This window comes from Planctomicrobium limosum, assembly GCF_051465645.1.
Taxonomy (GTDB): domain Bacteria; phylum Planctomycetota; class Planctomycetia; order Planctomycetales; family Planctomycetaceae; genus Planctomicrobium.
Map to the genome: position 1 here is coordinate 3,305,710 of NZ_CP195790.1, position 25,505 is coordinate 3,331,214.

Below are 25,505 nucleotides of genomic sequence, written 5' to 3' on the forward strand. Positions count from 1 at the left end.
TCAATTTGTGACGGCAAGACAGCGGCTTCCCGGAGTCCAAACGCACGTCACCCGACTATTCTTCGAGATGAGCCCTTCGGCGAGAACGTCGAAGGGCTTTCTCATTGTGGGTACAAGAGTTGCGCCGTCGAGCGTGCAGTTCAAACAGACGATTTCGAGGATTCGACGCTTCGCAGCGTAATCGGATGTAAGCCATTTCTGTTTCAAGGTTTGAGAAAGTTCAAACACTTTTGAGGCAAGCTCGGCCATTTCGTCATTCGACCGGTCGAGGGCATCCAATTGGAGCTTGATCGAGGCCAGCCGGTCTCTCAGTTCCGTTGCTTTGTGGGCATAGGTGTCTTGGTCGATGCTCTCGTCCAGACGAAGATTGAGGAGCCGATTTTGCTGCTGAGCCAATAGCGTTTCCTGACGCTGCAATTCGGCCCGCATGGCCAACTTCTCCGCTTGCGAATCTTTCGTCTGCGACGCGAGTACAGCCCGGAACCAGTCTCGAACGGATTCGTCTTCGATTCGCATGCGGTCGAAGAGGGCGAGCACCTGCCGATCGATCTCTTCTTCCCGGACGCGAACGCGAGGGTGTCCCGGTTTCGTATAGCGGGCACAGCGGTAGTAGATGTAATCACGAGGGCCGCTCTTCGTCGTCTTCGTTTTGCATTCGCCGGTGATCCACTGGCCGCAATGGCCGCATCGCATGAACTCTCCGGAATAGGTGATCGCGTGCGAATGGTAGTTGGAGCCGCCGAGCAAGGCTTGCACGCGGTCCCACGTGACACGATCAATCAACGGTTCGTGTTTACCCGGATACCATTCGCCCTTGAACTCGATCTCTCCCAGATAGGCCCGATCGTGGAGAATGTTGTGGATCGAGCTTCGGGGGAAGCGGGGAATGGAACTTCGCCAAATCCTCCCTTCAGCGTTCACCTTGTCCGTCACTCCATCAAGCGTCAGGTTCTCGTAAGCGTACAGGTGAAAGATTCGGCGGATATTGTCGGCGGGGATCGGATCGATCTCGACGATTCCCCTCCCCTCTTTCCGAGCATTCCGGTAGCCGTACGGAGCCTTGCCAACAAACCAGCCTTCGCGAACGCGACGAGCCAGCCCCTCCCGGACATCGACGGATTGTTGCTCGGTGTAGAAGCTCGCCATGTTGGCCAATGTCCGCCGCATCATCCGCCCGGCGGGGTTGTTCTCTGTCGGCTGCGAGACACAGATAAAGGGGACGTCGTATTCCGATTCGAGCCGCTCGATTTCGACAAAGTCAAACAGATTGCGGGCTGCCCGATCCACTTTGTAGACGAGCAGTCCATCCAACTCCATGCAATGCTTTTTGCAGAACGCAATCACCTCACGGAACGTCTTACGTTCATCAGTCTTGCTGGCGGTCTCAGCGATCTTGAACAACCGCACGAGCTTTCCCTCCTTGGACTCGGCGTATCGGCGGAGGGCGTCTTCTTGAATGTCGAGCGAAAAACCTTCTCGTTCTTGTTCCCGGCTACTCACGCGAGCCAAAGCAACGAACTGTTTCATGAGAAGCCTCCGGAGATCAGAGCGTGCAGAAATCTCAAGCGATGAGCGACTCTCAATTCTAGCGATCTGCCTTTTGAAAGTGGATCGCTGAATCAGCGAATTGAGGACGAACCACCGTGAACTCGGCGCACAGTGGCCGTCCCTGAACATGCTCGACGCGGCAAGAAAGACGGGCTGTTTCGCGAAAGCTCCGCTGATGGTGTTCGGCTGCTCCAGCACGATTATCGTTTGAGACTTGTGTTGGATGACATCAGCGAAAACAGCGTGCGCCAAGATCGACCCGAGTCGCACCGCACCTCGAAAGATCGAAGATTCATGGCGAACCGGACTCAGCCCACGAACAGCGAGCAGCTTCACGCCACTTCGATGCGAGCTATGCCTCAACATCTCGGGGTTCGGGGCAGAGCCCTGAGCAGAGCCTGAACCCGATATCAGATCCATATTTGACCAGCCACTTCCGGAGTGAACCGTCAGGACTGGACGGACAATCGAATCAGCGACGAATGCAAAGAACGACTGATATTGAGCACACAACAGGGGGGCCGTACGCCAGCGGATGGCCATCGAACGATCTTTGCGACTAATGACTTTTCAGTTCAAAAATTTCCCCAACAGATGACCGCGAAGCAAACTTCGCGAGCGCTGGGACCGATGGGCGCTGCTATTGGGGAAATCGGCATTCAAGGCGACCGCGACGGATCGGAAGGAGGAACCTCGTCCCGGACGGCGTTGAGGACTGCGCCGACGTTCATCAGAATTTCGAGTGCGTCACAGGCACTGAGTGGCTTGGCGTAGTAGGGTTGCCAGACTTTCACCGTGTGCGCAATCAACTCCTCGGTGATCCAGGCGGGAGCACCGCCGGGAACCGGATGACCGGGACAGTCATGTGGGAGTTGTTGAGCCACGATAACGCATCGACACAGAATGAAAGCCACGAGGAAACAGGTCGCCCGTCTTGCGGCGAGGAATCGATTTCGGTCCACACAGACACACAATGAGCCATCAGCGGTCGTTCGATCATGACAGGGATGGACAATCGTCGTTGATCGACTGTTTACAGTTCGTCACACCCGGAGCTAAATAAACTTCGGATCTGGATTGCGATCGCGACTATTGAAAGAGGTCTTCCAAAGCATCGCGCGGGCGGGGTTGGAGTTCGGCGTCGAGACTGGGGCGAGGCGACTTCGGCGACTGTTCGAGGCTACCGAAGAGCGCGGCCCGTTCAGGTGGCCAGGGACGGAGATACTGGTCGTCAATAGGTCGTGGGATGAACGCCGGAGTCTCATCATCCGGAGGAATGAGCCGCCCCTGAAACAACTCCTCACCCGGCAATGTTTCGTGGAACACGCCAATGCCGGGAATAAAAAAGACTCCCGTCAGACCGCTTTCTTGATCGCACGGCTGGAAATCCAAAAACTGGCTGGGAAGCAAACCTCGGCGGATTACCTTTTGATAGTTGCGAGTGGTGGATCGCCCCTGTTTACCAGTCGATTCACTGCGCGACTGTTGCTCGATCTCTTGATCGCCCACCAGCAACGACGCCCATTCGGCGCTGGCCGCGCATTCGACGCGACCGATGAACTTGTGGCCGAACTGGGCCAGGAGTTCTTCGCTGAAATGGGGGCCGTAGAGTTGGGCGTCCCGCAGACCCGCAACGGACTGGAACGCGAATGCCAGACAAGCCCCCTTGGAACGTCCTTTTTTGGCGAGCGAGATCAAGCCTTCCAACTTGCCGACATCGGCGAGTTCATCCACGATGAACCACGTCCGGCGCGTCCGCGATTCGGATTGGCTCAAGGTGAGATCGCAGGCCCGTTTGAACATGCAGCGGTTGAGCGTCTGGAGAGGAATGCGGCTCACCTCGGAATTTCCCAGAACCCAGATCATGCTCCCGGTCGCCCATTCCGACAGGGATTTGCGGGACGTGGCATGTTCCCACGCGGCGGCCACGGGGCCGAACGGCAACAGTTTGGTGGCGACGCTTGAAAGAATGTTGGACGCCAACCGTTTATCCGCCAGATAGAGCGGCACGAGATCGCGGGTCTCGGGGTGGCGTTTGAGAACCGCCTTCAGTTTTTTGATCGATTGCAGGACACGGATCAAATCCGCGAGCGTCCAGTCGAAACCACTGAGCATAAAGCTGGTCACGACGCCCACAATCAGATGACGGGAAGCATCCGAGAAGAAGGGTTGTGATTCTGGTTGGGGAGGAATGAGGTTGTAGGCGAATTCGACGGCGACCTGGGGTTCGTTGACATCGGCTGCGACATCCCAAGCGGTGGCCCGGAGATCGAAGGGATTGGTGATGACGATCTCCGCGTGGGGCGCGATCGTCGCCAGTTGAGGCACAACATCGTTCTTGGGATCGAAGACGATGGCCCGGCTGTCGTCAGTACCTCCGATCTCCGCCAGCACGGATTGTTCCAGCAAACGGAGCAACGTCGTCTTGCCGCAGCCCGTGGTCCCAACAAACAAGAAGTGGCGGGTGGCCACGGAAGGGGAAAGTTCCAGCGATCCAAATTGGAGAAAGCGAGAGTCCATGAAATGTCTCCGATCAGTTGAAGAATCGTGTCGGGCCTATTTGAGTCGAGGTTTTCGTGAGGAAGATTCGTTCGTGCGGTCCAGATGGCGTGCTGCCGCCCGTCGGGCGTCCGCCGCCGTCAGAACCTTGCGACCGCGCTCGTGACCGGTGTTTCGTCGGGAGTTCAACGCGGAGGGAACCCACAAAATCAAAAAGGTGATGAACAGTGCCAACGCGTAGATGACCAGCAGCAATGGGTTCTGAAAGACGGCTTGCCCGGCACCAAAGATCAGGGTGCCGACCCAACGGAAGAACTGAACCAGCAGTGATGGTGCTGCCATGATCGCAGCACAGAGAACCGCCGCGACAAATAATATGACCATGAGGCTCCAAACGATCTGACCAATTCCCCAGGCGGTCTCGACGAAGTCGAGAAATCGGTCGGTCAGACCTTTTTGGCCGTCGGCGGGAACTCGGGTGTCCCGGCTGCGGAGGTTGTGTCGTATCGCCATCTGAGCGTTCCTTTACCGGTCGAGTTCGAGGTTGGGGCGCAACGCGGACAGGTCGGGCCGGGCCTTGTCGTGAGCCAGCAGTTTTGCGTTGGATTTTTCGATTGCGGTAATCAGGTCTTTGAAGTCTTCACCGGCATGGGACTTGTCGACAAAGAGATGCGTCGAGTTCCGCGCGCGAGTGAGCTGCACGTAAGCCAGTTCGTTGTCGGTCATCCTCCCGCCGAGGCAGACATAGGCGTGGGCAACGGTGCATCCCTGCCCCTTGTGAGTCGTACAGGCATAACCAAGAGAAATGTCGTCAACCTGTTTCAACGGGACGGTGATCACGCCCTGTTTGGGTTGGGGGCCGTTAATGGTTTGCGATTGGTGATCGAGGCGGACTTTCAATTCGCGGCGAATCGGATCGACGGAGACGACCGTTCCGCGATAGCCGTTCTCGATTCCGAGCCGTCGTTCCGGTGCATGAAACAGGACGCGGTCGCCGCGATAGAACTTTTCTTCACCGTGCCGGACGAAAATCAGGTGCGGTGTCTTGGCCGCCTTCAGCCGAGCGGCCTGGCATTGGTGATTGGCTTCCGCCGCCTCGGCCCGCGTCTGCGTGAAAATCAAATGATCGGCCGGACGTTTCGTTCCGCCACTGGCTGACCAGTGCTCGACCAGCTTCTCGATGGTCTCCCGGCGATTTTCGCCAACATGAATCCGGTTCCGTTCAGCGTAATTCCGGAATGCTTGTTCGATGTCACCGGCACGAATCGCGGTCACGGCTTTTTTGTCGTTCGCGTCCTGCTGACGATGGTTGACGGAGAGATGAGCCGTCGGAACTTCTTTGACGATCCGGCGAAACGGGGCACCGGCTTCGATCGGTTGCAATTGCTTCACATCACCGACGAACAGGATTTTGGCCCCCGTATCCCGCGCCAGCCTGACCAACTTCTGCACGGCGCGCGTATCGGCCATCCCGGCTTCGTCCACGATCGCGAACGATTTCTCGTGGAGAGCGACCGATGTTTTTTGATACGTCGATTTTCCCTGGGCGGCTCGAATGAACTGTTTGGCAACGTGAGTGACGCCATCCTTGAGTCGCTCGGAGATTGTTTTCTCGGTTTGATAGAGAAAACTGGCGATTGTTCGGCACGGCATTCCTGTCGCCTCGGCGAGTTGCTCCTTGGCGACTCCGGACAACGCTAATCCCATCGGCTCATATCCCGCACGCTCCAATGCTTCTTTGACGACCTTGAGCGTCGTGCTTTTTCCCGCACCGGCTACGCCAGTGATGGCTCGGATATCCCCGGTTCCTGTCAAAGCCGTCCGGATTGCTCCGACCTGACCTGCGTCCAACTGGGGATTTTTGCGGAGGATGTCGGCGACGATCTTTTCAGGAACCTGCGTTCCCGAACGCCCATTGAGCGTGGCCACATCCCGAAGAAGTTCTTGCTCCAGTTCCCACATCTCAAGGGTCGTGAAACAACGATCGCTTCCCTGTTCCTGCAAGGGGATGATGTCTTGCCGCTGTTCGAGATCCGATCGGACACGGCGTGCGATTTCGGTACCGGTCATCTGACCGGTCTGCAATTGTTCGGCGACTTCTTGAATCAGGCGACGTTCAGTGAAATGGGCTTGGGTTCGGGTCAGATCCTCCAACGCCTGCTTCCAGGCATGGTCGTAGGCGGTGGGATCAGTGGTTCGATCCTCCAACTCGGCGAAGAGGAGCTGCGCTCGTTCCCGACTGAAGCCGTGCTCGGCGGCGACCTTTTGCCAGTCGGCGTGGAGTTCGTGACGGGGAGCCGTGACGTCTTTATTCGGCCGACTCTGAATGGCCGCGAATTCTTTGGCCTTCGCACTGGCATCACCCAGCGTCCCGCCGGTTCCTTCCAGATGTTCAATCAAATCCTGGCGACGCGACGACCACAAATCCGTGAGACTCTCCGGAACTCCGGCAATCTCAAAATGCCCTTGTCGTTTCCCGTCGGGTGTTGTCGCTTCGATCAACTCAATGCCGAGTGTGTCTCGAAGTTCGTGGGCCAAGGTCGCACGGAACATCGGGCCGAGTGTCCTCGCCCAATTGTGCAGTGTCCTGGAGTCGATTGTTCCCCAGGTTCCATCGTGTCGCTGGCAGACGTTGTTGACGACACAATGACGGTGCAACAAGGGGTCACCGTTGCGACTCGTGACATGATCGAACAACGCGACCACGAGCTTGGCTTTCTCTCGTCGAACACCATTGTGTCCACGTCGTGTCAGGTCCAGTTCTTGTTCTGCAAACGTGAGCGTCGCCCGTACTGCGAAATCGAAGACATCTTCAATCAGGCCGCGAAGGTTGGAAGGAGCGACCGCCCACAGTGCGGAGACACTTTTGGGGACGGAGAATTGGAGATCGAATCCGGGACAATGAGCGGACGAGTGTTGTTGCACGAGCGATGTGAATTGATGCGGATGGACTCCGACGAGTAACCGCTGAAGCGCGGCGGCATTGACCGTTCCGACCAACCCCAGAGCCTTTGCACCAGCGCCGTACCAGACTCCAGGCGACTCTCCACCCTCACTGAAATAGTTGACGTTTACGCGGAAGGTGAAATATCCGCCGTCGAAACCGTCGCTCAGGACCTGGCATTTGACCGTCATGTTGCGCGTCCCTCCCCTCCGCCCAGCGTGCGGCGGACGAGATCTTTCGCCGCGTCCGCTGACAGATCGCTGTTCGTCAGTTGCAGGTAGGCCGCCTTCATCAGCGTCCGGTGCAGTGCCGCCAGAGCCTCGTCCAAATGCAGGATCTGCTCCCGCAGTTCGGCGATTTCGTCATGGAGAAGCTGCTGGTCGGACTGGAGCAGATGCGATTGAACGATCGCCCGCGTCCAATCACCGCGCGAGACATTCAGCGGCGAGCGGGCCTCGTCAATCTGATGGAGCAGATCATGAGTAGCACGAAACGAGACGACTTCGGTCTGACGACGCATGATGGTTTATGTCTACGGTTTGTAGACAGCCTTTCGAGCATTCGTGACAGGAAATACCCTGTAGACATTCGCATCGCGTTGACGCGGGATGCCCCGGTGTGTTTGGGTTTGTTGGGGTACGATTTGGCTTGTTCAGAGCAGGGATCTGGCTGCCGCATGATCGGTACTGGCAGCCAGCCGACTGGTCCGCTCACAACGTGCCCAACCTCAAAAGCGTCACCTTTGTCGCTTTTGAGTGTCGGACATGTCTGTCATCCTCATCGATTGGCAGGCTGATGCTGTTTGTGGGATGAGGCTAGTTCTCTCTCGCCGGTAGAATGTGCGTCATGAACTGACCGTTCATGTGCAGCGATACCGCTTGACTCCGATCGACCGGGTCCATGATCACGACTCGATAGATTGGTCGCCGAAGACGTTCAGCGATCTCTTGAAAAGCGGATGGGAGTTGATGGGCATCGGCCGTTCGATGAAATGTCCCGCCAGTACTGGAGACCATTTCTTCCAGGGGACCATGACCATTTTTGGGAGCCCCGAGCGCCACCGCATGCAGAACGACATTGTGCTGACGGCACAATTCAATGAGCGATTGGGGCGAGATCGTATTGAACGAGTCCTCGCCGTCCGTCAGAACGATGAGAGACCGGCGTTCGTGGCGTTGACTGAGTGACAGCGTGGCGTTCTGAATGGCTTGATAGAGAGCTGTTCCATTCTCTGCCCCGATCGATCGAATGGCTTGAACCAGGACGTCCGAGTCAATGGTGAAGGACGTCATCGCCGTTGCCGAGTCGGAGAATCGCCAAAGCTGAATCCGGTTGGGATTCGCATTCTGGATGCAAAAGTTTGCCGCGACCTCTTTCGCGGTGGTGAGCGGAAGACCTTTCATCGACGCGGAACAGTCCAGCAGAACGGCAATCGCCTGAGTTTCGACGGTTCGTTTGCTGGGCGCGACTTGCACCAGACGGGCTCGATTGGCACCGTTAAAGATCTCGAAATCAATGCGTGACAGACCGGCAAGAAATACGCCTTTCTCGTCCACCACCGAGATCTCTGCTTGAATTGCTGGAAGCTGCTCGGAGACCTCGTGAACGACGACCGTCGTTCCCGGCGGGATCTCTGCGGGCATTGGCAATGAGGCTGCCAGCCGTGCAATGCGTCGCGTTGGAGCGGATGTTGTTTCGGCGAACCGTTCCGCCTCGACCACCAGGCTTCGAGCGACACGGGGATCGAAGACGGAATCTTCCGCACGCTCGGTCATCGTGTAGGTATGACCTCGCTCCTGGGCGGAGAGAAGTATCTGTGCGGTCAATAACTGATCGTATTGATCCCACTGACCCTTGATGTGATTCGTCCAATTGATGGCGACGAGCAGACTCACGATCATCAGGCCGTAAGTTCCTCGAAACGCGATGAGACCAATGGAAGACGTTTTGGTTTGCTTTCGGGCAATCTTGCTCGATGGCGCGTTCGGCGGACGATGGGACGGGGCTTTGATTGGGGGCATGTTCGATCTTCTTTCGAAAGGCGCGCGGCAACCGCAACGCGCAAGAAAACGGATTGAGAGAAAAAGAAACCCCACACGCCGCCACGACGATGGCAATCCGCGTGTGAGGTCTCTTGGGCGGATTACTTCATGCGGTGTACTCGGTCCCGCATCGTTCGGGATTACCGAGATCCTCTCCTGTCTCGCCCGCCGAAGGTGGCGCGAGACGGGTCCGCAGCAGTTCCATCAAGTCTTCACCCGTCGGGTAGCGTAGAGCCGCCGTTCGCGATGTCCTGAGTTGATCGAGGTTGTAATTGAACAATCCCTCGAACAATTCATCGACGCTGGTGAAGCCGCGAAGGCTGTAATGAACAACGCAAGCTCCGGCGTCGATGTTGTCGCAGAAGAACGTCACCGAATCCGGATTAAGCTGGCCGATTTTTTCACGCAGTTCCGTGCGATAGACAGCCGCGATGGGAGGCAAGACATAAATCGTGATCGGCTTGTCACGGCGAACGAAGGCTCCATGTGGAGGAGCCTTATACGTCGATTCGCCAAAGACGATCTGTTCCGCGATATCGTCGACCTTCGCCTGTGGGGCCGAACAGATGCTGGCCAGCCCATTTAGCGTCACCCCTGTCGCCAGGTCGCACAGCCCAATGGCTTGTTCCGCGACGGGCCGTGTTGCCAGTTGCATCAATTCCGAGAAAACTCCCCGAACGCCATGACAGGTGATGAGCGTTCCGTTGAAGGTCTCTCTTCCTCGGGGAATGAACCGTTGCAGCATGGCCTTGATTTGAGCGAAGCGGCGTTCGAGATGCTCGTGCTCGGTGGAAACACTCAAGCACGCTTCATTCAATGTGGCCCTTTTGGCCTCCCAAATCGCGAGTTCATCGCTGGCTGTCCGCAGATCTTCTCCGGCATCGGCCAGTTCTTTGATCAGCGAACTGAGGCTCTTGAACCAACCCGCTCCTTGGCACAACGCAGCGTGCGTCTTAATCACCAGATGTTCCAGCCGGGTCACCTCGGCAGACCAGTCGTGGTGCTGTTCCGCGATTTCTTGAGCATCGGCATTCAACGTCAAATCGAATGTGCGGAGCAGCGTTAATCGGTGCAATGCGGAATTGGTTTCCGTGGGATAGCTGACGAAATATTCCTCCAGCTTTCGGACGTTGAATTCTCCCTCCGGTCCGAGGTCGTAAAACAAATCTTCCTCGTGCCGCTCTCCCGGTTTGCGGAACGCCGTGATGATTTCATCGCCGGTCAAGTTCTTGGCCCGGTTCACAATGTCGTCAATCGACAATCGATTGAGAGCCGTGCGATTGTCTTCCCATCGCCGCGACCGAATGAGCGAAGGATCGGTTGTCACATTCTCCATGAGCTGATCGAAATCCATATCGAGGTTGCTGGCGACCGTCGGCAGAATCTCAGTCTGGTCGATAATCCGACGGAAGAACGCCTCTCGGCTGAAAACATTACCCAACGGACCGGATGTGGAGTGATTGGGGCTGATGAGACTGCGATACTCTTCGACTTCACTGGCGTGAATCGCCTGATAGTCCAGCAGCATCAACTGAGTTCGAAGCTGATGCCGATTCCCCAGCGGCGGAAGTTCCACCAAATCCAGGTACATGGGCATGCGTTCGAGCCGAGGATCATCCTTTGTGGTGATCATCAGCAGAAAGCTGACCAACGTCGCGGCGGCACTTTGCCCCGCCGTCTTACTGAGTTTCGTGAACGTCAAGGGTCCGAGGAGATCAAACGTCACCAGCACGGGAATATTCAAGGCGGCGAGCCCGTGGAGGACAAACAGCGTCAAGACGAGGGTCGCTCCCGCGCCAGTCCCTCCGGAGTAGCTGACAATCGGCCGGACGCGAATGCTTTCAGGTCTCGCATTCGTCTTCTGGATCATGTCCGAGACAACGTCGTGCAAGAAGCCGTCGAATTCAGCCGAAGCCCCCATCTGTTCCGCGGCAACCGCTGCGGCTGCGGGACTCGCACCGCAACCAATTCGAGCGGGCATCGAAGCGACGTGCTTGACGGCGGAAGCAAATGGCTCTTTGGCATTTCGAAAAAGGGTTGCCAAAGTTTCATTGTCACCGAGCGAAAACATGTGAACGCCCCAGCGACGGTATTCGGCGGTGACTTTCCGCATTTCCTCGGCGTTGTCGACGACGACGACAATCGCATTGAGAATCTTCGCCAGGAAGCGAACCAGCGGACGACGGGAGCCACCCACCACAATGAACACCGTATATTCGGTGTCATTGGGCAGGGTGTCGTTGGCAGTGCGTGGAATCGTGATCAGAGTCATAATCGTGCAGTCCTATTGGCAAGAGCAAAACCATGCGCGATGGCGACATGCCATCCGCGTAACCGAGAGTGCGTGAGCCTTGCTGCGGTGAAAGCCGCAGTCATCAAGCCCTATGTTTATTGAGTCGAGACGGGAGCAAACACCGCCGCGATATGTTCAAAGGCGCGCGCGAACTTCTTGGCGTCTGGCATCTGCGGAGCCATGTAGACAAAGAGGCTGCGCGTGGGGAGCGAGCGATGGCTTTCCGTGCCTCTCTCGCAAAACGTGACGGTCAATGGCTTCGGAGTGATCGCGACAGGAAACCAGAACAGATCCCCCGGCAGCGAGAGCGTCGATTCCGGCAGGCAGATGATCGCCTCCTGCAACACCCCACGAGCCATCTCGCTTCTCGCTTTTTCATACCAGGCGATCGCGTCGGTCTCGTGACCTGGGCAGATCCAGGCGGTCCCCTCCCAGGGATTTGCCTCTGACAAGCCGTCCTCTTTGGCAGAGTAATTGATCTCTGCAACGGACGGGCGTTCGAGGTCCGTGAGCGCACAAGGGTCACATTGAATCGTGCCCAAAACCTTTTTCACCGCAGCGATCACCGCCGCAGGAGACTCCCAGTCGTTGGGATCTGGAGGCGCGTTGAGGTTTCTCGAACCGATGTTGGAGCAGGTGTTGCTGACGTTGACGCTTTCAGAAAACTCCACGAGGACGGGAGTCTCCAAATAATCTTCCAGGTCCTTGGTGGACTTGTATTCCAGTTCGCGATGGCGAATGAGATCCAGAAACGCATTGGCCTTGGCCATGTAGCGTTGAGCCGTTCGAACTCCCAACCCGGTGCTTGGCTCAAAGTTTTTCTCAAGCCAAGGCTTGAATTGACCATGCTTCAGAGAGTCTTTGATTTTCTGTAGCAACACGCCGCAGAGAATCATGGTTTTCAATCCATCAAGTCCAATCGTGAGGAACTTCTGATGGAGCTTGAGCACCCGCTTCCGTAACAAGGCAATTTCCTCCTCGGGCGGAGCCACAATCAATTCGGCTTTGGTCTCTTCCGGCTTCCGCATCGCATCGTCTCCTGATCAGATCATGTGAGTTCAGGAGCTGCGTCTTGCTTCCCCTTGACAGGAGATCGCGGGAGACAAAAACTTTGGCCAATGGGCTGAAAGATTTTCTCAGAAAGTTCGAAGATGGCAGCGTCGCGCAAGGATTCCGCCCCGAGCGAAGAGAGTTCGCAGGCGGAACAAAGGTCCGTCACGAAGCACCTCCACGAGACCTTTGAAACGGGAGGGATGTCCGAGCGCCTCTACGAATTTCTGAAAGTCGAGTTGGACGACATGATCGGAGGGAGATTGGCCCGGATACCGGGTGGCTCGAAATATCTGGAAGACATCCGTCAAAATACGGCCATCGGGGGATGGTTGGGGGCCAAGAAGCGACGATTTGCTTCGCGCGTCGATTTCCTCCGGTTTTGCGTTGCCGTCGCGAAATGTCGAATCGCCGATCTGGCCCGAAAGAAATTCGGCGCGACCGGTGAAGGGAGTCATACGCATCTGCCGCCCGAAGCCCTGGAGAATGTTGCGGACCCCAAGAGCCTGCCGAATCCGGAACGGGAGATCTGCCATGACTTGGTGAAATTCGCCAAGGATCTCGTCGAGCAGGAACAAGATTTAGCAAAGCAAGCGGCGCTCTCCGTTTGGATTGAGAATGTTTGCGAGACCGACGGTGCCGGTCGCATTTCCGCCCGCGAAGTTCGTCAGACGCTCGAAGAGAATTTCGAAGTGAAAGTTCCCTCCATTCGGAGCGTGGCTCGCTGGATTGAGCACTTTTCGGCGGAGTTTAAAGACCACTTCGTAGAGAAGTATGGAGCCTCATTTGCGAATGAACTCCGGATACTTTTGGAACAGCCACCCGCCGAATGAATGGGCAACTCAGCGAAAACGGGATCGCGCGTGTTGGAGGAGGCTGCTGGATGGTCTTGAAAACCATTCTGTGATGACGAACAGCACTGCCGGGCGACTCTCGTCTCCAGGCAGTGCCGTTTCAGGGTTCTAGCCACCGTTCATCAGTTCAACGCACAATGGCAACGCGGGCAAATACGACATCGGTGTCGTTTTCGTTCCCATCCGAACCAGCCAACGATGATCTCGAACCAAGCGGGCTTGGGCCTCAGTAGTAATCCCCCTCTTCGTTGAAACATCGGAAGTGCTGGTCCTGATCGTCGTTGTCCCATCTGTCTCTGCGGTGACACTTGATCCATCAGAATGTCCGTCCTTCTTTGGATCATCTGAAGTTCGTCACCGTGCGCGACCATGCGATACACGACATTCGCAGGCATTCCTGAACTCATCACACACCTAACCTTCTGCTGGAACCACGATTCCTTTCGGATTAACCCTTGGACCATCCAACGGCATCCGGCTCTCTGGAGCATCAGGCACCGAGAGAACCCGAAACCGCCGACGCGAAGGATCTGGTGATGACCAGTTACAGATACCCGTTGTCGATCAACCATTCCGTGATCGCCACTTCGGCAATCTCCTGTACGGTCGCGGGTTGGGCTCCACGTAATCTTTGTTCCAGTCCGGCCCGTTTCAGTGCGGCGGCTGTGGCGGGCTGTAACCGTGTCGTCAACGGAGCCAACAAATTGGCCATACCCACTCCCGAAGAAGTTCGGCCAGTCTCGTGATCGACCCGAGTCCGGGCTTTTGTCCGACGGGACGTGGAGGGACTTCGCAGATCGACCTTGTCAGACGCTGGGGCCTCTGGTTCCGATCGTTCCCGCTCCTCGGGTTGGACGACCGCTTCCGCCGGTGCCGGTACGCTCGTCGCCACCGATTCCACGGCCTGGGGAGTCCCCTGAATGAACGCCACTTTGCTCGGACTCAGCGACAAGGCCTCTCCTAAAGATCTGCGATTAACCATTTGCAACCTCCTGTTGTTGCGACAATGTCATTAACTTTTGCAGGTTCTCTCCCAGCAATTCACGAAACAGTGCATCGATCTCAGCCGCAGCCGTTTGTCCCTTTTTGCCGAGACGCGTGACACAACTCCCCTGTCCGACCGCGTCACGGTACGCTTGCAGGTCACGGATCACGGTGTCCGCAACCTGCACCCCCAGTGAAGGGGCAGCGGCTTTCAACTCCCGCGAGATGGAGTCCCGTGTTTTCATCTTGTTCAGAACAATCCGCCCCTCGGGGCGACCGCCGTTAATCCCCTGGGCAAATCTCAGCACGTCGGACGCCTGCTGGACCGACCGCAAATCAAGCAGGGAAGGCGTCAGAGGCAGAATTGCCAAGTCGCACAGAATCAGCAGGGTGCGCGAAAGATCGTCGAGCCCTGCCGGACCATCGGCCACGACCAGATCGCACGTCCTACGCGCGTCTGTGACCGCAGAAAGGCACTCCTCGGGGGTATCCGCAACCCGGATCGTGATACCAGGCTCCGCTTCCGCGACCCATTGGGATGACGAACGCTGTTTGTCCGTATCGACAAGGGCCGTCCGAATGCCCTGGTCGAATGCCCAAACCGCGAGGTGGGTCGCCAGGGTGCTTTTTCCGACACCTCCTTTGGAATTTGCGAACGTGATCATCATCGGAAGCGACCATAGCGCGACGCTGGAAAGCTGACAAGCAGGCTTTTTTGCAAGCCTTCAAACAGTCATTCCGCCCAGCTTGCCGAGCAACTGGCCGTCATTCCAGCAATGCCGCTGGCTTGTCCGCCAACAAGCCGCACATCCCGCTTGCCTGCCGCGTTGTCTTCCAACAGGCCATGATGTCAGCAAGTCAGCCAGCAATCCTGTTTGCGGGAAAGTCAGTCCTCTTGCTGTCAAAGGAAAGGTGCTTGCGCGCGAGAGACGCTTTCAGGTAGCGTGACCGAATTCAGTTCAAGCCGGTTAAAGTTTCGCTCTACCGTGAAATGAGGCGGCCAGGACTGGAGCAGGTTGATGTGCGTCGTGACAGGAGAATGATCGGTAACGTGATTTGAGGCGGCCTTACCGTGAAGCGAGGCGGTAAAGTACCGTGAAATGAAGCGGCGGTTACCGTGAAATGAGGCGGGAATGTACCGTGTCTTGAGGCGGCATTTTTCCTGATTTCACGAATCACGGTGATGAGTTACGATCCGGTAAAGTATTAAATGTTGATCCAAAAAGAACAAAACAGCAGGGTGTTGCTTCTTTTTTGAAAAGCGAATTCAGGAGTCTGTGAACCAAACGAAGCGGGAACACCAAGCGACGGTCATTCAACTGGATGAATATGATCGCTCGTTAGGAACAGATGAACTTAATCTGGCGGAGTTCCCGTTGGCATCGCTGGCCTCTCGCAATGAAACGGGTCAGAACACGCTGCTCTTTGAAGACACGATCTTCGATGAAGGGGCCAACAAGCAAGTCGAGCGAACCGTGGTGATTGCGGGGAGCGATCACTTCGGCCTCCCCACCTCCACCGACAGTGACATCCTTCTGCTGCTCGTCCATCTCACGAATGTCCGCAACGGCCTCAAAGAGAAGCGAGTGGAGTTTTCTCGCTACGAGCTGATCAAATTCCTCGGCTGGGCGCAGGACGGTCGCTCCTACAAACGGCTCGATGAAGCGCTGCAGAAATGGACCTCGGTGACGTTGCATTTCAAGCATGCCTGGTGGGACCGATCGCGGAAGAACTGGAAATCGAGATCGTTCCACGTCATTGAGACGTTGGAACTTCGCAGCCGCGATGAAATTCAGGACGAAGGTCGGTCCTCGTTCACTTGGAACGATGTGATGTTCGAAAGTTTCCAGGCGGGAAATCTGAAGCGAATCGATCTGGGCGTGTACTTCAATCTGAAACTCGCCGCCGCGAAACAGATGTACCGATTTCTGGATAAACGGTTTTACAAGAAAGCGTGTCTCGAATTTGATCTCCGGGATTTTGCGACCGAGCATATTGGCCTGGGCCGTCGCTATGACAGCTACGGTCTGAAACGAAAACTCCGTCCCGCGTTGAAGGAACTCGAAGAGATCGGCTTTATCGCTCCGTGCAAAACCGAAGAACGGTTTCGCTGTGTCGCCCCCGGAAAATGGATGATCGCGATTCAGAAAGGATCGGGAGCAGCGGCGCAGAGAGATTCGACAATCGTCAAGGAATTGACGAGCCGTGGAGTGAATCGCAAAGTCGCCCGCGAACTCGGCTCTCAATTCTCCGAAGAACAGATACAACAAAAGCTCCGTCTCCACGATTCGTTGATTCATGCCCAGGATCGACGAATCAGCCGAAACCCTGCCGGATTCCTGACAGCGGCCATCAGGCACGATTACCAGGAGCCGCCGGGGGAGAAGCCGCGTCGCGTGCCGTCATTTCAAAGAGGTGCTTCAGCGCAGTCCCGAAGGGTGAGTGTTTCCCCGAAACAGGACGGGGCAACAATTCCGATTGATAAGTCACAACAAGATGCGTTTCAAAAGCACTGGAACGCACTGACTATCGAAGACCGGACTCGACTGGAGCGGGATGCGCTACAACAGGCCCCTCGATTTCATCGCGAGACCTTAAAACGGCTGGAAGCCACGGAGCACGCCTTGCTGCCGGAAATGCGGATGCAGCTCGTCCGGGAGTACTGGCGAAAGACCCCGCGAGAAAAGTCTTAACCCGACAGATCATGTCCATTGCAGACGCCATCACTGTGATGCGAGTCATGCCTCAACAAATCCATTCCCGATGCCGACGCGATTCCCATGTGTCTCTCAAAAAGTTGAGTAGGTTTCCAACTCCCGATATTGTGCGGACGCAGAGCCAGGATGGACTCTGCTGGTCGTTGATGAGTTACTAACGCATTGCGACGCCTTTCCGTTTGGGAAACGCACCCGGTAAACGTGTCTTACCAACACGCTAAGGGCTGAATGGATTAACCACCATTCGCGCGTTTCGCCGGTAGAGCCGGATGCCTGGAGACAGGCTTGTCCGTGCTCGACGGAGGCTCGGTTGAGTAATCCTTCTGCATTTGTATCGCAGGAGAGTAATACAACCGTTCTATCCGATAGGTTCAAATAAAAGGATCAGGAACAAGGGCGATGCAGACAGACCTGGCCGACTCCATCGGGAGTCCGTCCGGCCGTCGTGCTTCGAAGTTGGTGCGGGACACTTCGTCCCAAATCCACCCACGGGGTTCGCTTCTTGCTCATGGCAAGAGCGTTCAACGTGCGCCAGCGTCGGGAGCCTGCACTGTCGCGAGACAGGCAGCCGGAGGTACGACACCTTCGGAGATCAAAGAAAGTCTTTGACTGCGAATAGCTCAACGATGAAAGGCGAGTGATCGCTTGCTGGTAAGTTCCCCTGGAGACGACACCGAAGAGGTTGAAAGCGGCCGATAGGCGGGCTTTCAACGGCGAGAAGGGTCATGGTTCATCGGTAAGGGAGGCGCTTCTTTCTTCTGCCCCCCGAAATCGCTGCCGAGTCTTTCGACAGCGGAAAGTATGGCGGCCTGACGGCCGCACATAGAGCCATGTGAGACCCCGTGGAGTAACGTCCACACGCCACGTGAACTGGGGAATGACGAACGCGACTAATGCAGGAAGGTCTGAAGCGGCCGGGGGTGGTTCCTCGGAGCCTGAGTCTGTCGACTCAGGTGCGTGCCATAGGGAGTGTGAAGCCGATGCAGTGCGACTCAACAGAGATACGCATGTGCGGCATCAAGAAACTGTGGAGAAATGCTTCAGACTGGGAGTGGGGCCTCAGTAGAGAGTCGATGTAAACCCTCTGCGGAAGCAGTGGGAGAGAAGTCGAACGGTGTACGCGGGAAGGTACTCGCGACCCGTGCTTGTGCGTCCAGGTGGTGCTGAGCACTGTAAGCCGACGAAAGGGCCGACTGGCTATTTTAGCCAAAGGGAAAGTGCGATTCATGCTGCGCTGCCGGGTGGCTGTTCGTTGTACGAACAGTCACCCGGTGGGGCGTGAATTTCTGTGGCAAGAAGCAAACGCGGTCAAACAAGATGACTCCGGAAGGAGGCATGTTCTTTGGCAGTGAATCGACGGTGAGCAGTCGAGGTGTATGCAAGCACCGGCGACAGTCACCGTGAAGTGGTTATTGCGGAACACCAATGGAATTGGTGGCGGTGCAACTTGGAAGAAAGTTTGCGCCGCCACCGAACAGCGAATTCCGTAATCGAGGTTCTTTCAACAGAAGGGGAGGTTCGGACTCTGTTTTGCGCAGCGTATGACCTTGAGGCACGACGCCCAAGGTCACTGCACTGACTGTCATCAGGATTTGAGGCTTGGGAGTGTGAGCCTGTTCACAGAATCACACTCCACTTTTTAACCCAGGAGGGAACGGATGAAGTACCGGCATGTGGCCTCAACGAAGGAAGGGTTCGTGCAGCTTTTGGCATCGAATTACCTTCCGCACGGCTACTGGTTTTACGTGACCGGCCGCATTCCGGACGGTAAAGATCCGTCCGCCATCGACGAAAAACTCCTGGCGAAATACGGAATCGAACTCTCCCGGCAACAGCGGGCACGCCGCAAGCAGCAGGGCTTGGCCAATCTGCACTATGTCCGGTTTGAGGATTTCTTCGTGATCCTGGCGACTCACGGAAAGCATCCGTTTTTTGCGGCGGAAGCTCAGACGGTCAGAGACATTCGCAGGTATCCGTTGCACTTCATGGGATATGGCCTGACGGTCCGCAGGGGAGAATTTCTGAAGAAGGAAGAGGGGGCCGACGAGGCCCTGGCCGACTCTCGATACCGGGTGCGGGTGACCATCGGCCGCGCGGCCTATCGCGATCTGGCGAGCGACCTGCTGGAGATCGCCACCCATCGGACTGCCGAGACGCTACGGTGGGATTTCTGGAACCAGCCCTTTGAGCCGTACGCTCCGATTCGAAAACAGTTGCTGGGCCTGCTCCGCCTGGTCAACAAGAAACGGAGTGCGATGGGTTACGAAAAGCTTACTCCCGACTGTATTCGATATCGCCGGAAGATCGTCAAACCCTTTGAGCGGGCCGAAGCGAATCGTCCGCAAGTCGCTTTACCGTGCCAGGTCTCCGGGAATCCCGGCAATTTGCTTAGCCCTTGAACTCGGTTTACCCTCGTCTGGTGGATCGCCGTTTAGAAGACAAAATCGAGGACTATCTGGAGCTTCCCCCCGCCGCGAGAGCGGCTGTCGATGCCGTGATCGATCTGGCCAAAGCCTCGTTTTCCGACCGGTCGCTCTCGGAAGTTCCCGAGGTGTTCGGGCAGTGCATCGAAGCCGGAGAACGGGTCCGGGCACTGGTGATCGGTCGATTGAATGAATTCTTCCAAGGCAAGCCCTTGGTTCTTCGCGATGGGGCCGCCGAAGAATTCCAGAACCAACTGGCCGAACTCAACAAGGTCATTCCCACACGGGTCGTCTGTCCGACCTGTGAAGAGCCAGGACGCCTTTCCCTTAAGGTTTTCGGCGAGGGACAAAGAGCGGCGATTCAGGTGTTGCACAGTGGGGATGGTACCCAAAAGTCTCATAGCGGTAAGGTCTTACATCAGCCTGGGACATCTGGTCTCCAGCTCACGAGCGGCGACAAGCGGACCAATTTCAGTCGCTGACACATCAACGAGCACCGATGTAGACTTTGGCGATCGGAGATGGATAATTAGGTATCTCGAATTCAATCGAGGCCGGAAGTGCCGTTGTGGCTATCGGTCATTGGCGATCTGAGATTTCGCATCTCTCAATGTGGAGCGGGCACTGATGATCGCAACCCTTGAGAAACGCAAGCCGACCGAATCAGAAGTTGTTCCGAGCCCTGGAATCGTTCCCGACAGCCCCATTCGGGGATTTTCAGGGCAGGGCTATTCCGGGTTGTCGCTGTTGGCCGAAGGGGGAATGGGTTGGGTCTTCGAGGCGAGCAATCGACTGAAAGGGGCCGTGGTCATCAAATTGGCCAAGGAGCGGCACGAACGGGTCTTGCTACGGGAATTCGCTCTGAATCAGACGGCGATCTCTTCGACGGAGGGATTTGGCGAACTGATCGATTGGGGTCTTGATCATGAGTCGAAACCGTTTCTGGTCTTCCGCAAGATTGGTGGTCGAAGCCTCGCGGAAATTGAAATCAGGACGATCGACGACATCCTCAAGCTGGGGACGGGAGTTTGCGAGATCCTTTCGCGTTTGCATGGAGCGGGATTTGTGCATGGCGATCTCACGCCCCGCAACATCATGATCAGGGAAGATGGCTCTCCAGTCCTGATCGATCTCGGTTTGGCGACTCTGGCCGGAACCAGTAAACGGGGTGGTAGTCCCCGGTATGAGGCTCCTGAACCGCGATTCGATGTCCAAAGTGATGTGTTTGCGCTGGGGGCCATCGTTCAAGAGCTGATCGCAAAGTTACCGCCAGGTGAACGCCGCCGCTGGCGACTCATCAAGGGAGCGACACGGTTTTTGGCGGCCTGCTGCGCCAAAGAACCAAAAACTCGTCCACGGGGTGTCGGAGAAGTCTCCCGACAGTTGTCTGACTTCCACCGTCAACTGCGACCCCAGATTCAAACCCTGAGCTGTCAATCTGACGCAGCACGAGCGGATGGTAACAGCGACTTCGCGTGGCAGGAATTTGTCGCGATCGCACAAGAGATGTCCCAACTTCAATGTCCTTCTGATCAGCTCGAAGATGCTCCTGAAAGCACGAGAACAAGTCTGGAGGTGGATCTTCGTCGTGCCAGGCAGGGTGGAGAATTGCTGACGAGTTGGGGGTTTGCGGAGCGGAAGTCCGCAGCAGATCGTCGTCTGGTTTCCGATTTCTGCAACAACTATGCGAAGCATTTGTTTGGCCGAGGTCAGACAGTCGAGGCATCGCAATACGGTGCCATTTCCATTCAGCTTTTGGAGCAATTGGTTACGGAGCGGCGTGACGATCAAATGGAACTTGCGCGGAGGCTCAGCGACTTGGGGCGGATCTTCAGTCTGGTTCACAAACCCATAGACGCCGTTCGCGCTCTCGTTCGTTCCTATGCCATTCTCAAAGCATGGGAACCGATCGATTCACCTTGTTTGGCTCCTGCTCTCACCGATCTGGCGAATTACCTGCGAACGGGGATCAACCAGTCAACGGTGGCCATGCTGGTGGAATCAAAACGTCTGTGGCTAAAGTGGGCTGATAACTCGTCGAGCATGGTGCCGACCGCCAACAGCAATTTGGGAAGACTCTTGAATTTTCTCGGCCAACATGATGCCGCGAAGGCCGTGACCGAGGCCGCGCTGCATGAGTTGGAAAAATCACTGGATGGGCAGCATCCGAAGATCGCGACGGTCCTGCTCAATCGTGGTGAGCAGCTTGTCCATCAGCGACGTTTTGACGAGGCTGAGCCATTTCTCCAGGACGCTTTGAGCATTCGTCGGAAATGGTATGGCGAAAATTCCCGAAGGACGTTGGAAGCGGCGGAAGTCTGCATGGAGTGTTTTTTGGGGGCCGGGATGTATGACCATGCCTACGGTCTGTTGAAGGAGTATGACATCGAAACAACGGCCTGGGGCGGCGACCCCATTCACGGCCGGATGTTAGGATACCTTCACACCTGTTGCGTAAAACTTCGTCGTAAGTCGGAAACACGAAGAGCCGCCCACACTCTCGCGGCTCACCAAGAGCTGTTCGGGAGCGGAAGCGCGTGGGTACCCGTTGTGGGTTATGAGATGGCACTGGGAGACACCGCTCAATGGTTGAAGAATTCCAACCAGCGAGCGGTCATCAACGACATCCGGAAGTTCGTCCATCGAGATGTCACTCACTTGATGAATCCCGACAAACGCTTGTCCAACTCGGATCTGCTTGTCTGATGAGAGCAATCGTCGTGGGATGTTGGACGAGAATGAAAGATAGCCCGGAGCAGGGAACCGGGCCTGTTTTTGCGATCAGGCTGCGAGGATGGTGGGCTCGGAACCTGCCTCGGCCGACCGCTGCTTTGAGATCCAGGCTGACGCCAGTTGAATGACTTCAACAAGGTCCGCGTGGTTGTTGTCGAAGAAGTTGCGCGAGTAGCCCATCTTCTCGGAAGACATCGACTTCCAGGAACGACTCAACGAGAAGTCGTAGTAGGCAAAGCCGCTGGGGCTCTGTCGTTTCCAGACTGAGGCCGCGATGGCTCCTTTGCGGACCACATGAACGGGGTCCATGTTCTCACTGTCTTCGCTCTTTGTTTTCGTTTTGGTTGCTGATTGTTCGCTCATAAACACCTCCTTGATTGAAAAGCCGAACACCCCAGCCTCGCACAACTCGAAACGCTACTCAAATTGCCACGAAACGGGCCAGATCACGGGGGCCACTTCACCACATCCAGGACGAATGGCACGAATGGGAATGTCATGGGATGTCGAACCTGGCCTCTTCGCGGCCGTCAAATCAGAATTCTCTCCACCTCATCAAGGCTGACTTCGTCTTCACTCCGATCATAGAGCATGGTTGTTCGCGGCGATTCATGCCCGGCAAGTGCCTGGGCTTTCTCGATGGCTCCGCCGTTCGATCGGTACACGGTGATGCCTGTGGCGCGAAACGTGTGACAGCCGATTCGATCCGAGATCGCGGCCGCTTTCGCCCGTCGTTTGACCATGCGAAGGACGTCCTGACGGGACATGGGTTCCAGCGTCAGTTGCCCGGTTTTGCCGCGAGCCGTGCGAAAGAGGGGAGTGTCCCCGGTGTCGCCATGTCCCGCCGCAAAGAGGTAGGCGTCGAGGAATTCGACGATCGTGTGATGCGCTGGAACCTCATGGAACTTTCCCCCTTTTTCCAGCAAGCGAATCCAACTCCGTTTGCCGATCTGGTAGTAGTCCGCGACGGTCATTCCCGCCACAGGGCTGACGCGACCGAACGTGAACAGCATCACGGCGATGAGCGCTCGATCCCGCAAGCCGATGAGTGTGGTGGTTTCGATGCTATCGAAGAGTTGTCTTGCCTCTTCGGCAGTGATGACGGGAGTCTTGCCTTTTTTGACGACATGCTTTGGGCCTCGCACTGCTGCGGCAGGATTGATCGCCAGCACTTGACCGGTGACCAGCCAGTCAAAACAGTGGCGAATCGCGGCGAGATGCTGTTTGACCGTCGCCGGTTCATAGACCGTCATCAGGTGTTCGACATAAGCCGCCACATGGATCGGTTCGATCTCCCCGAGTGAGCAATTCCTGTCTTCGATCCACGCGAGAAAGTCCACCAATGCTCGGTAATAGGCCTCACGAGTATTTCGATTGCGAATCTGTGCCGCGAAGAATTCCACGAAGCGCTTGGATGCCTGGGTACCCGCTGTGCGAATGAGCGGCGGCAGACGCCACTCCCAACGAATCACATCAACCATTGGGGCTGGATGATTGTTGTCAGCAGCCATTGCGTCCTGGGGAATCGTGATTCATAACGTCCTTTATGGATCGCATTCTTTTTCGGTCTTCGCAAGCGGTTACGTCTTATCGTCCAGGTGTCCGAACGGAGAATTCTCCAACCTCAAAGAATCTGAACGGAGTCCTGACACTCTGATGCGAGCCATGCCTCAACATCTCGGGGTTCGGGGCAGCGCCCCGAGCGGAGAGTCACCCAAGACTGTCCAACAACCATCCCCCAACAGATGACCGCGAGACCAATCTCGCGAGCGCTGACACCGGTGGGCGCTGCTATTGGGGAATCTCGTCTGAGTCTGAGTGCGATTAAGATGGAGGTCCGGTAGCGTGCGTTTAGGAACCTCCTTGTATCAGAACAGTCATTCTCCCAGAAAAGATGTTTTCAAGCCGTCGCCAACACCCCTTTGGTGTTGGCTGAATCAACGGCTTGAGAACAGGGTTGAGTTGGCAGATCTTCCAGCGCTGACAGAATGGCGGTGGAGACCTTTTGGATATGCTCCAACGAATCCATCAGCAGTTCGCGATCTCCGCTGTAGAGGCGAATGTAGTCGCGCGATCGCTCCGTGCTCTCGATCCCGGAGGCCCGACAGACGACGAAGGCGACCGCTTCCGCTTCGGTCTCCCGAATCGTCTTGGTCGTTTCGGCCCGCCGTTCACCCCGATGCAGAAGCTCGTGGGCGAGTTCGTGGGCCAGCACCGAGAATTTCTCGGCGGCGACGAGATCGGGTTGCACCCGAATCCGCCCTCCTTCCGAGACTCCCAACGCGCCACCCATCGGCTGCTCATAGAGCAACTCGATACCGTGACTCCGCACGACGACTTCCAGCGTCGCGAGCTTGTCTCCCGGCTCACCGGTGATCCCAGCGAATTCGGGCAGCGGTGCGCCGTCGGTCTGCGAGACATCGAAGACATGGACGACCTTGAAGCCTCGCAGCACCTTCCGCTGGGGCGGCGGCACCGCAGACTCTGAGGTCGCTTCGGCCTCGGAATCGTCAGCCGCTGGCTTCACGCGGGAAACCAGCGGAGCCAGAATGGCGATCCCCTGTTCCCCCTTCTTCACGAACCGACCGAGCTGTCGCCAGCGATGGAATCCCGCGACTTGCGTGGCTTCGGGTCGCTGAAACATGATCAGCAGACTATTGCCAAACGAGTAACGATGAAACCGGGACTGGAATTCGAGAAACTTCAGAAACTGTTCGCTATCCCCTTGTTCCAGGGCGCGTGCCAGTTCCTCGAACGCGGCCGTAGCCCGTTCTTGAACATCTTCGCGTTGCATGGGATTGACTCCAGGGAACAGGCCGACGAAAGGGCCTGTCCAGACAGAAAACCGCCGCGCACTCCCGTTGAGTCGCGGATCAGAAAACCGTGATTGCACGCCACCGGTCTCCGCCCTGACTTCGTGAGAAGCCACGGCGGAACCGAGTGCGGTTTTCCGTCTACCCGGAATCAAATTGTCAGAGAGCCAAGGTGAGAGGCGGTAAGGCGTGTGACAGAACCATTACGTTGTCAACAACACACTTACCGCGATGCCGTGGGAGTCCCGCGCGTCGAGCGACGTGGGGCACGGCTTTCTGCCGGAGGAGTCTTGGCCGCAGCCGGTTGCTCCCGTTCGGCAGCGTGTTGCTGGTAGATCCAGGTGTGAGCCTGATCCGCCAGCTTGGAGATCAGCGGCAGGTCATCTCGTCCGAAAGAGCTGGTGCTCTCCCAACGATCCTCCTGCCGATAGATGCGAGCAAAGGTCACGTTGTAACGTGTCCCCTGCTCGGTGCTGTTCCGCCAAATGGCGGCCTTGCACTTTCCCAGACGCAATTCATGACATGGGCGTTCGTTCGACATTGGAACCTCCGTTTCGGGGGCAAAATGAGAATGAACCATCCACGCCTTCCGCCTCTCGGTCAGG

General features: G+C 56.6%; 20 protein-coding genes. 5 read left to right on the forward strand and 15 right to left on the reverse strand.

Annotation, left to right across the window (positions count from 1 at the left end; genetic code table 11):
* The 9 genes from SH527x_RS12395 to SH527x_RS12435 form a co-directional block, all read right to left on the reverse strand.
* Entirely contained in the window at positions 1 to 1,527 is a 1,527-nt protein-coding gene (locus tag SH527x_RS12395) for a recombinase family protein (protein WP_437190994.1), read from the reverse strand.
* Positions 1,528 to 2,207: 680 nt separating this feature from the next.
* Positions 2,208 to 2,432, reverse strand: a complete 225-nt coding sequence (locus SH527x_RS12400) for a hypothetical protein (protein WP_437190995.1) — start codon at positions 2,430 to 2,432, stop codon at positions 2,208 to 2,210.
* Between the two features lie 205 nt (positions 2,433 to 2,637).
* Complete coding sequence (locus tag SH527x_RS12405; RefSeq protein WP_437190996.1) at positions 2,638 to 4,068, reverse strand: type IV secretion system DNA-binding domain-containing protein; 1,431 nt, start codon at positions 4,066 to 4,068, stop codon at positions 2,638 to 2,640.
* 36 nt (positions 4,069 to 4,104) lie between these two features.
* Positions 4,105 to 4,560 carry a hypothetical protein gene (locus SH527x_RS12410; RefSeq protein WP_437190997.1) on the reverse strand — a complete coding sequence of 152 codons (456 nt, stop codon included), beginning with the start codon at positions 4,558 to 4,560 and terminating at the stop codon, positions 4,105 to 4,107.
* A gap of 12 nt (positions 4,561 to 4,572) precedes the next feature.
* A complete protein-coding gene (mobF, locus tag SH527x_RS12415; RefSeq protein WP_437190998.1) occupies positions 4,573 to 7,182 on the reverse strand; it encodes a MobF family relaxase in 2,610 nt (869 codons plus the stop codon).
* On the reverse strand, positions 7,179 to 7,511 hold the full coding sequence (locus SH527x_RS12420; protein ID WP_437190999.1) for a hypothetical protein: 333 nt from the start codon (positions 7,509 to 7,511) through the stop codon (positions 7,179 to 7,181). The genes mobF and SH527x_RS12420 overlap by 4 nt, the downstream gene beginning before the upstream one ends.
* Positions 7,512 to 7,806: 295 nt before the next feature.
* A complete protein-coding gene (locus SH527x_RS12425; RefSeq protein ID WP_437191000.1) occupies positions 7,807 to 9,012 on the reverse strand; it encodes a vWA domain-containing protein in 1,206 nt (401 codons plus the stop codon).
* Between the two features lie 127 nt (positions 9,013 to 9,139).
* On the reverse strand, positions 9,140 to 11,305 hold the full coding sequence (locus SH527x_RS12430; RefSeq protein WP_437191001.1) for a hypothetical protein: 2,166 nt from the start codon (positions 11,303 to 11,305) through the stop codon (positions 9,140 to 9,142).
* Positions 11,306 to 11,421: 116 nt separating this feature from the next.
* Positions 11,422 to 12,354 carry a hypothetical protein gene (locus SH527x_RS12435; protein ID WP_437191002.1) on the reverse strand — a complete coding sequence of 311 codons (933 nt, stop codon included), beginning with the start codon at positions 12,352 to 12,354 and terminating at the stop codon, positions 11,422 to 11,424.
* A 123-nt stretch (positions 12,355 to 12,477) separates the two neighbouring features.
* On the opposite strand from SH527x_RS12435, the gene SH527x_RS12440 reads away from it, so the two are divergent.
* Positions 12,478 to 13,209, forward strand: coding sequence for a hypothetical protein (locus SH527x_RS12440; protein WP_437191003.1), 732 nt, complete (start codon positions 12,478 to 12,480; stop codon positions 13,207 to 13,209).
* 565 nt (positions 13,210 to 13,774) lie between these two features.
* Here SH527x_RS12440 and SH527x_RS12445 read toward each other — a convergent pair.
* Together SH527x_RS12445 and SH527x_RS12450 are read right to left on the reverse strand one after the other, a co-directional pair.
* Complete coding sequence (locus SH527x_RS12445) at positions 13,775 to 14,212, reverse strand: hypothetical protein (RefSeq protein WP_437191004.1); 438 nt, start codon at positions 14,210 to 14,212, stop codon at positions 13,775 to 13,777.
* The gene (locus tag SH527x_RS12450; RefSeq protein WP_437191005.1) at positions 14,205 to 14,882 is read right to left on the reverse strand and encodes a division plane positioning ATPase MipZ; all 678 of its coding nucleotides are present in this window, start codon (positions 14,880 to 14,882) and stop codon (positions 14,205 to 14,207) included. The genes SH527x_RS12445 and SH527x_RS12450 overlap by 8 nt, the downstream gene beginning before the upstream one ends.
* Before the next feature lie 609 nt (positions 14,883 to 15,491).
* Between SH527x_RS12450 and SH527x_RS12455 the strand changes: the two genes are divergently transcribed.
* The 4 genes from SH527x_RS12455 to SH527x_RS12470 all read left to right on the forward strand — a co-directional run bounded on the left by SH527x_RS12455 (position 15,492) and on the right by SH527x_RS12470 (position 22,060).
* Positions 15,492 to 16,907 (forward strand): replication initiator protein A, encoded by a 1,416-nt coding sequence (locus SH527x_RS12455; RefSeq protein WP_437191006.1) that lies wholly within the window; start codon positions 15,492 to 15,494, stop codon positions 16,905 to 16,907.
* 1,682 nt (positions 16,908 to 18,589) lie between these two features.
* A complete protein-coding gene (locus tag SH527x_RS12460; protein WP_437191007.1) occupies positions 18,590 to 19,330 on the forward strand; it encodes a hypothetical protein in 741 nt (246 codons plus the stop codon).
* On the forward strand, positions 19,327 to 19,836 hold the full coding sequence (locus SH527x_RS12465) for a hypothetical protein (RefSeq protein ID WP_437191008.1): 510 nt from the start codon (positions 19,327 to 19,329) through the stop codon (positions 19,834 to 19,836). The genes SH527x_RS12460 and SH527x_RS12465 overlap by 4 nt, the downstream gene beginning before the upstream one ends.
* A gap of 145 nt (positions 19,837 to 19,981) precedes the next feature.
* A complete protein-coding gene (locus tag SH527x_RS12470; RefSeq protein WP_437191009.1) occupies positions 19,982 to 22,060 on the forward strand; it encodes a tetratricopeptide repeat-containing protein kinase family protein in 2,079 nt (692 codons plus the stop codon).
* A 75-nt stretch (positions 22,061 to 22,135) separates the two neighbouring features.
* On the opposite strand, the gene SH527x_RS12475 is transcribed toward SH527x_RS12470, so the two are convergent.
* From SH527x_RS12475 to SH527x_RS12490, 4 genes are all read right to left on the reverse strand, one after another.
* Positions 22,136 to 22,450, reverse strand: coding sequence for a hypothetical protein (locus SH527x_RS12475; protein ID WP_437191010.1), 315 nt, complete (start codon positions 22,448 to 22,450; stop codon positions 22,136 to 22,138).
* Positions 22,451 to 22,617: 167 nt separating this feature from the next.
* Positions 22,618 to 23,598 (reverse strand): tyrosine-type recombinase/integrase, encoded by a 981-nt coding sequence (locus SH527x_RS12480; protein ID WP_437191011.1) that lies wholly within the window; start codon positions 23,596 to 23,598, stop codon positions 22,618 to 22,620.
* 389 nt (positions 23,599 to 23,987) lie between these two features.
* Complete coding sequence (locus SH527x_RS12485) at positions 23,988 to 24,881, reverse strand: ArdC-like ssDNA-binding domain-containing protein (protein WP_437191012.1); 894 nt, start codon at positions 24,879 to 24,881, stop codon at positions 23,988 to 23,990.
* A 242-nt stretch (positions 24,882 to 25,123) separates the two neighbouring features.
* Positions 25,124 to 25,441: a hypothetical protein gene (locus tag SH527x_RS12490; protein WP_437191013.1), complete on the reverse strand. Its 318-nt coding sequence runs from the start codon at positions 25,439 to 25,441 to the stop codon at positions 25,124 to 25,126.
* Positions 25,442 to 25,505: the final 64 nt, after the last annotated feature.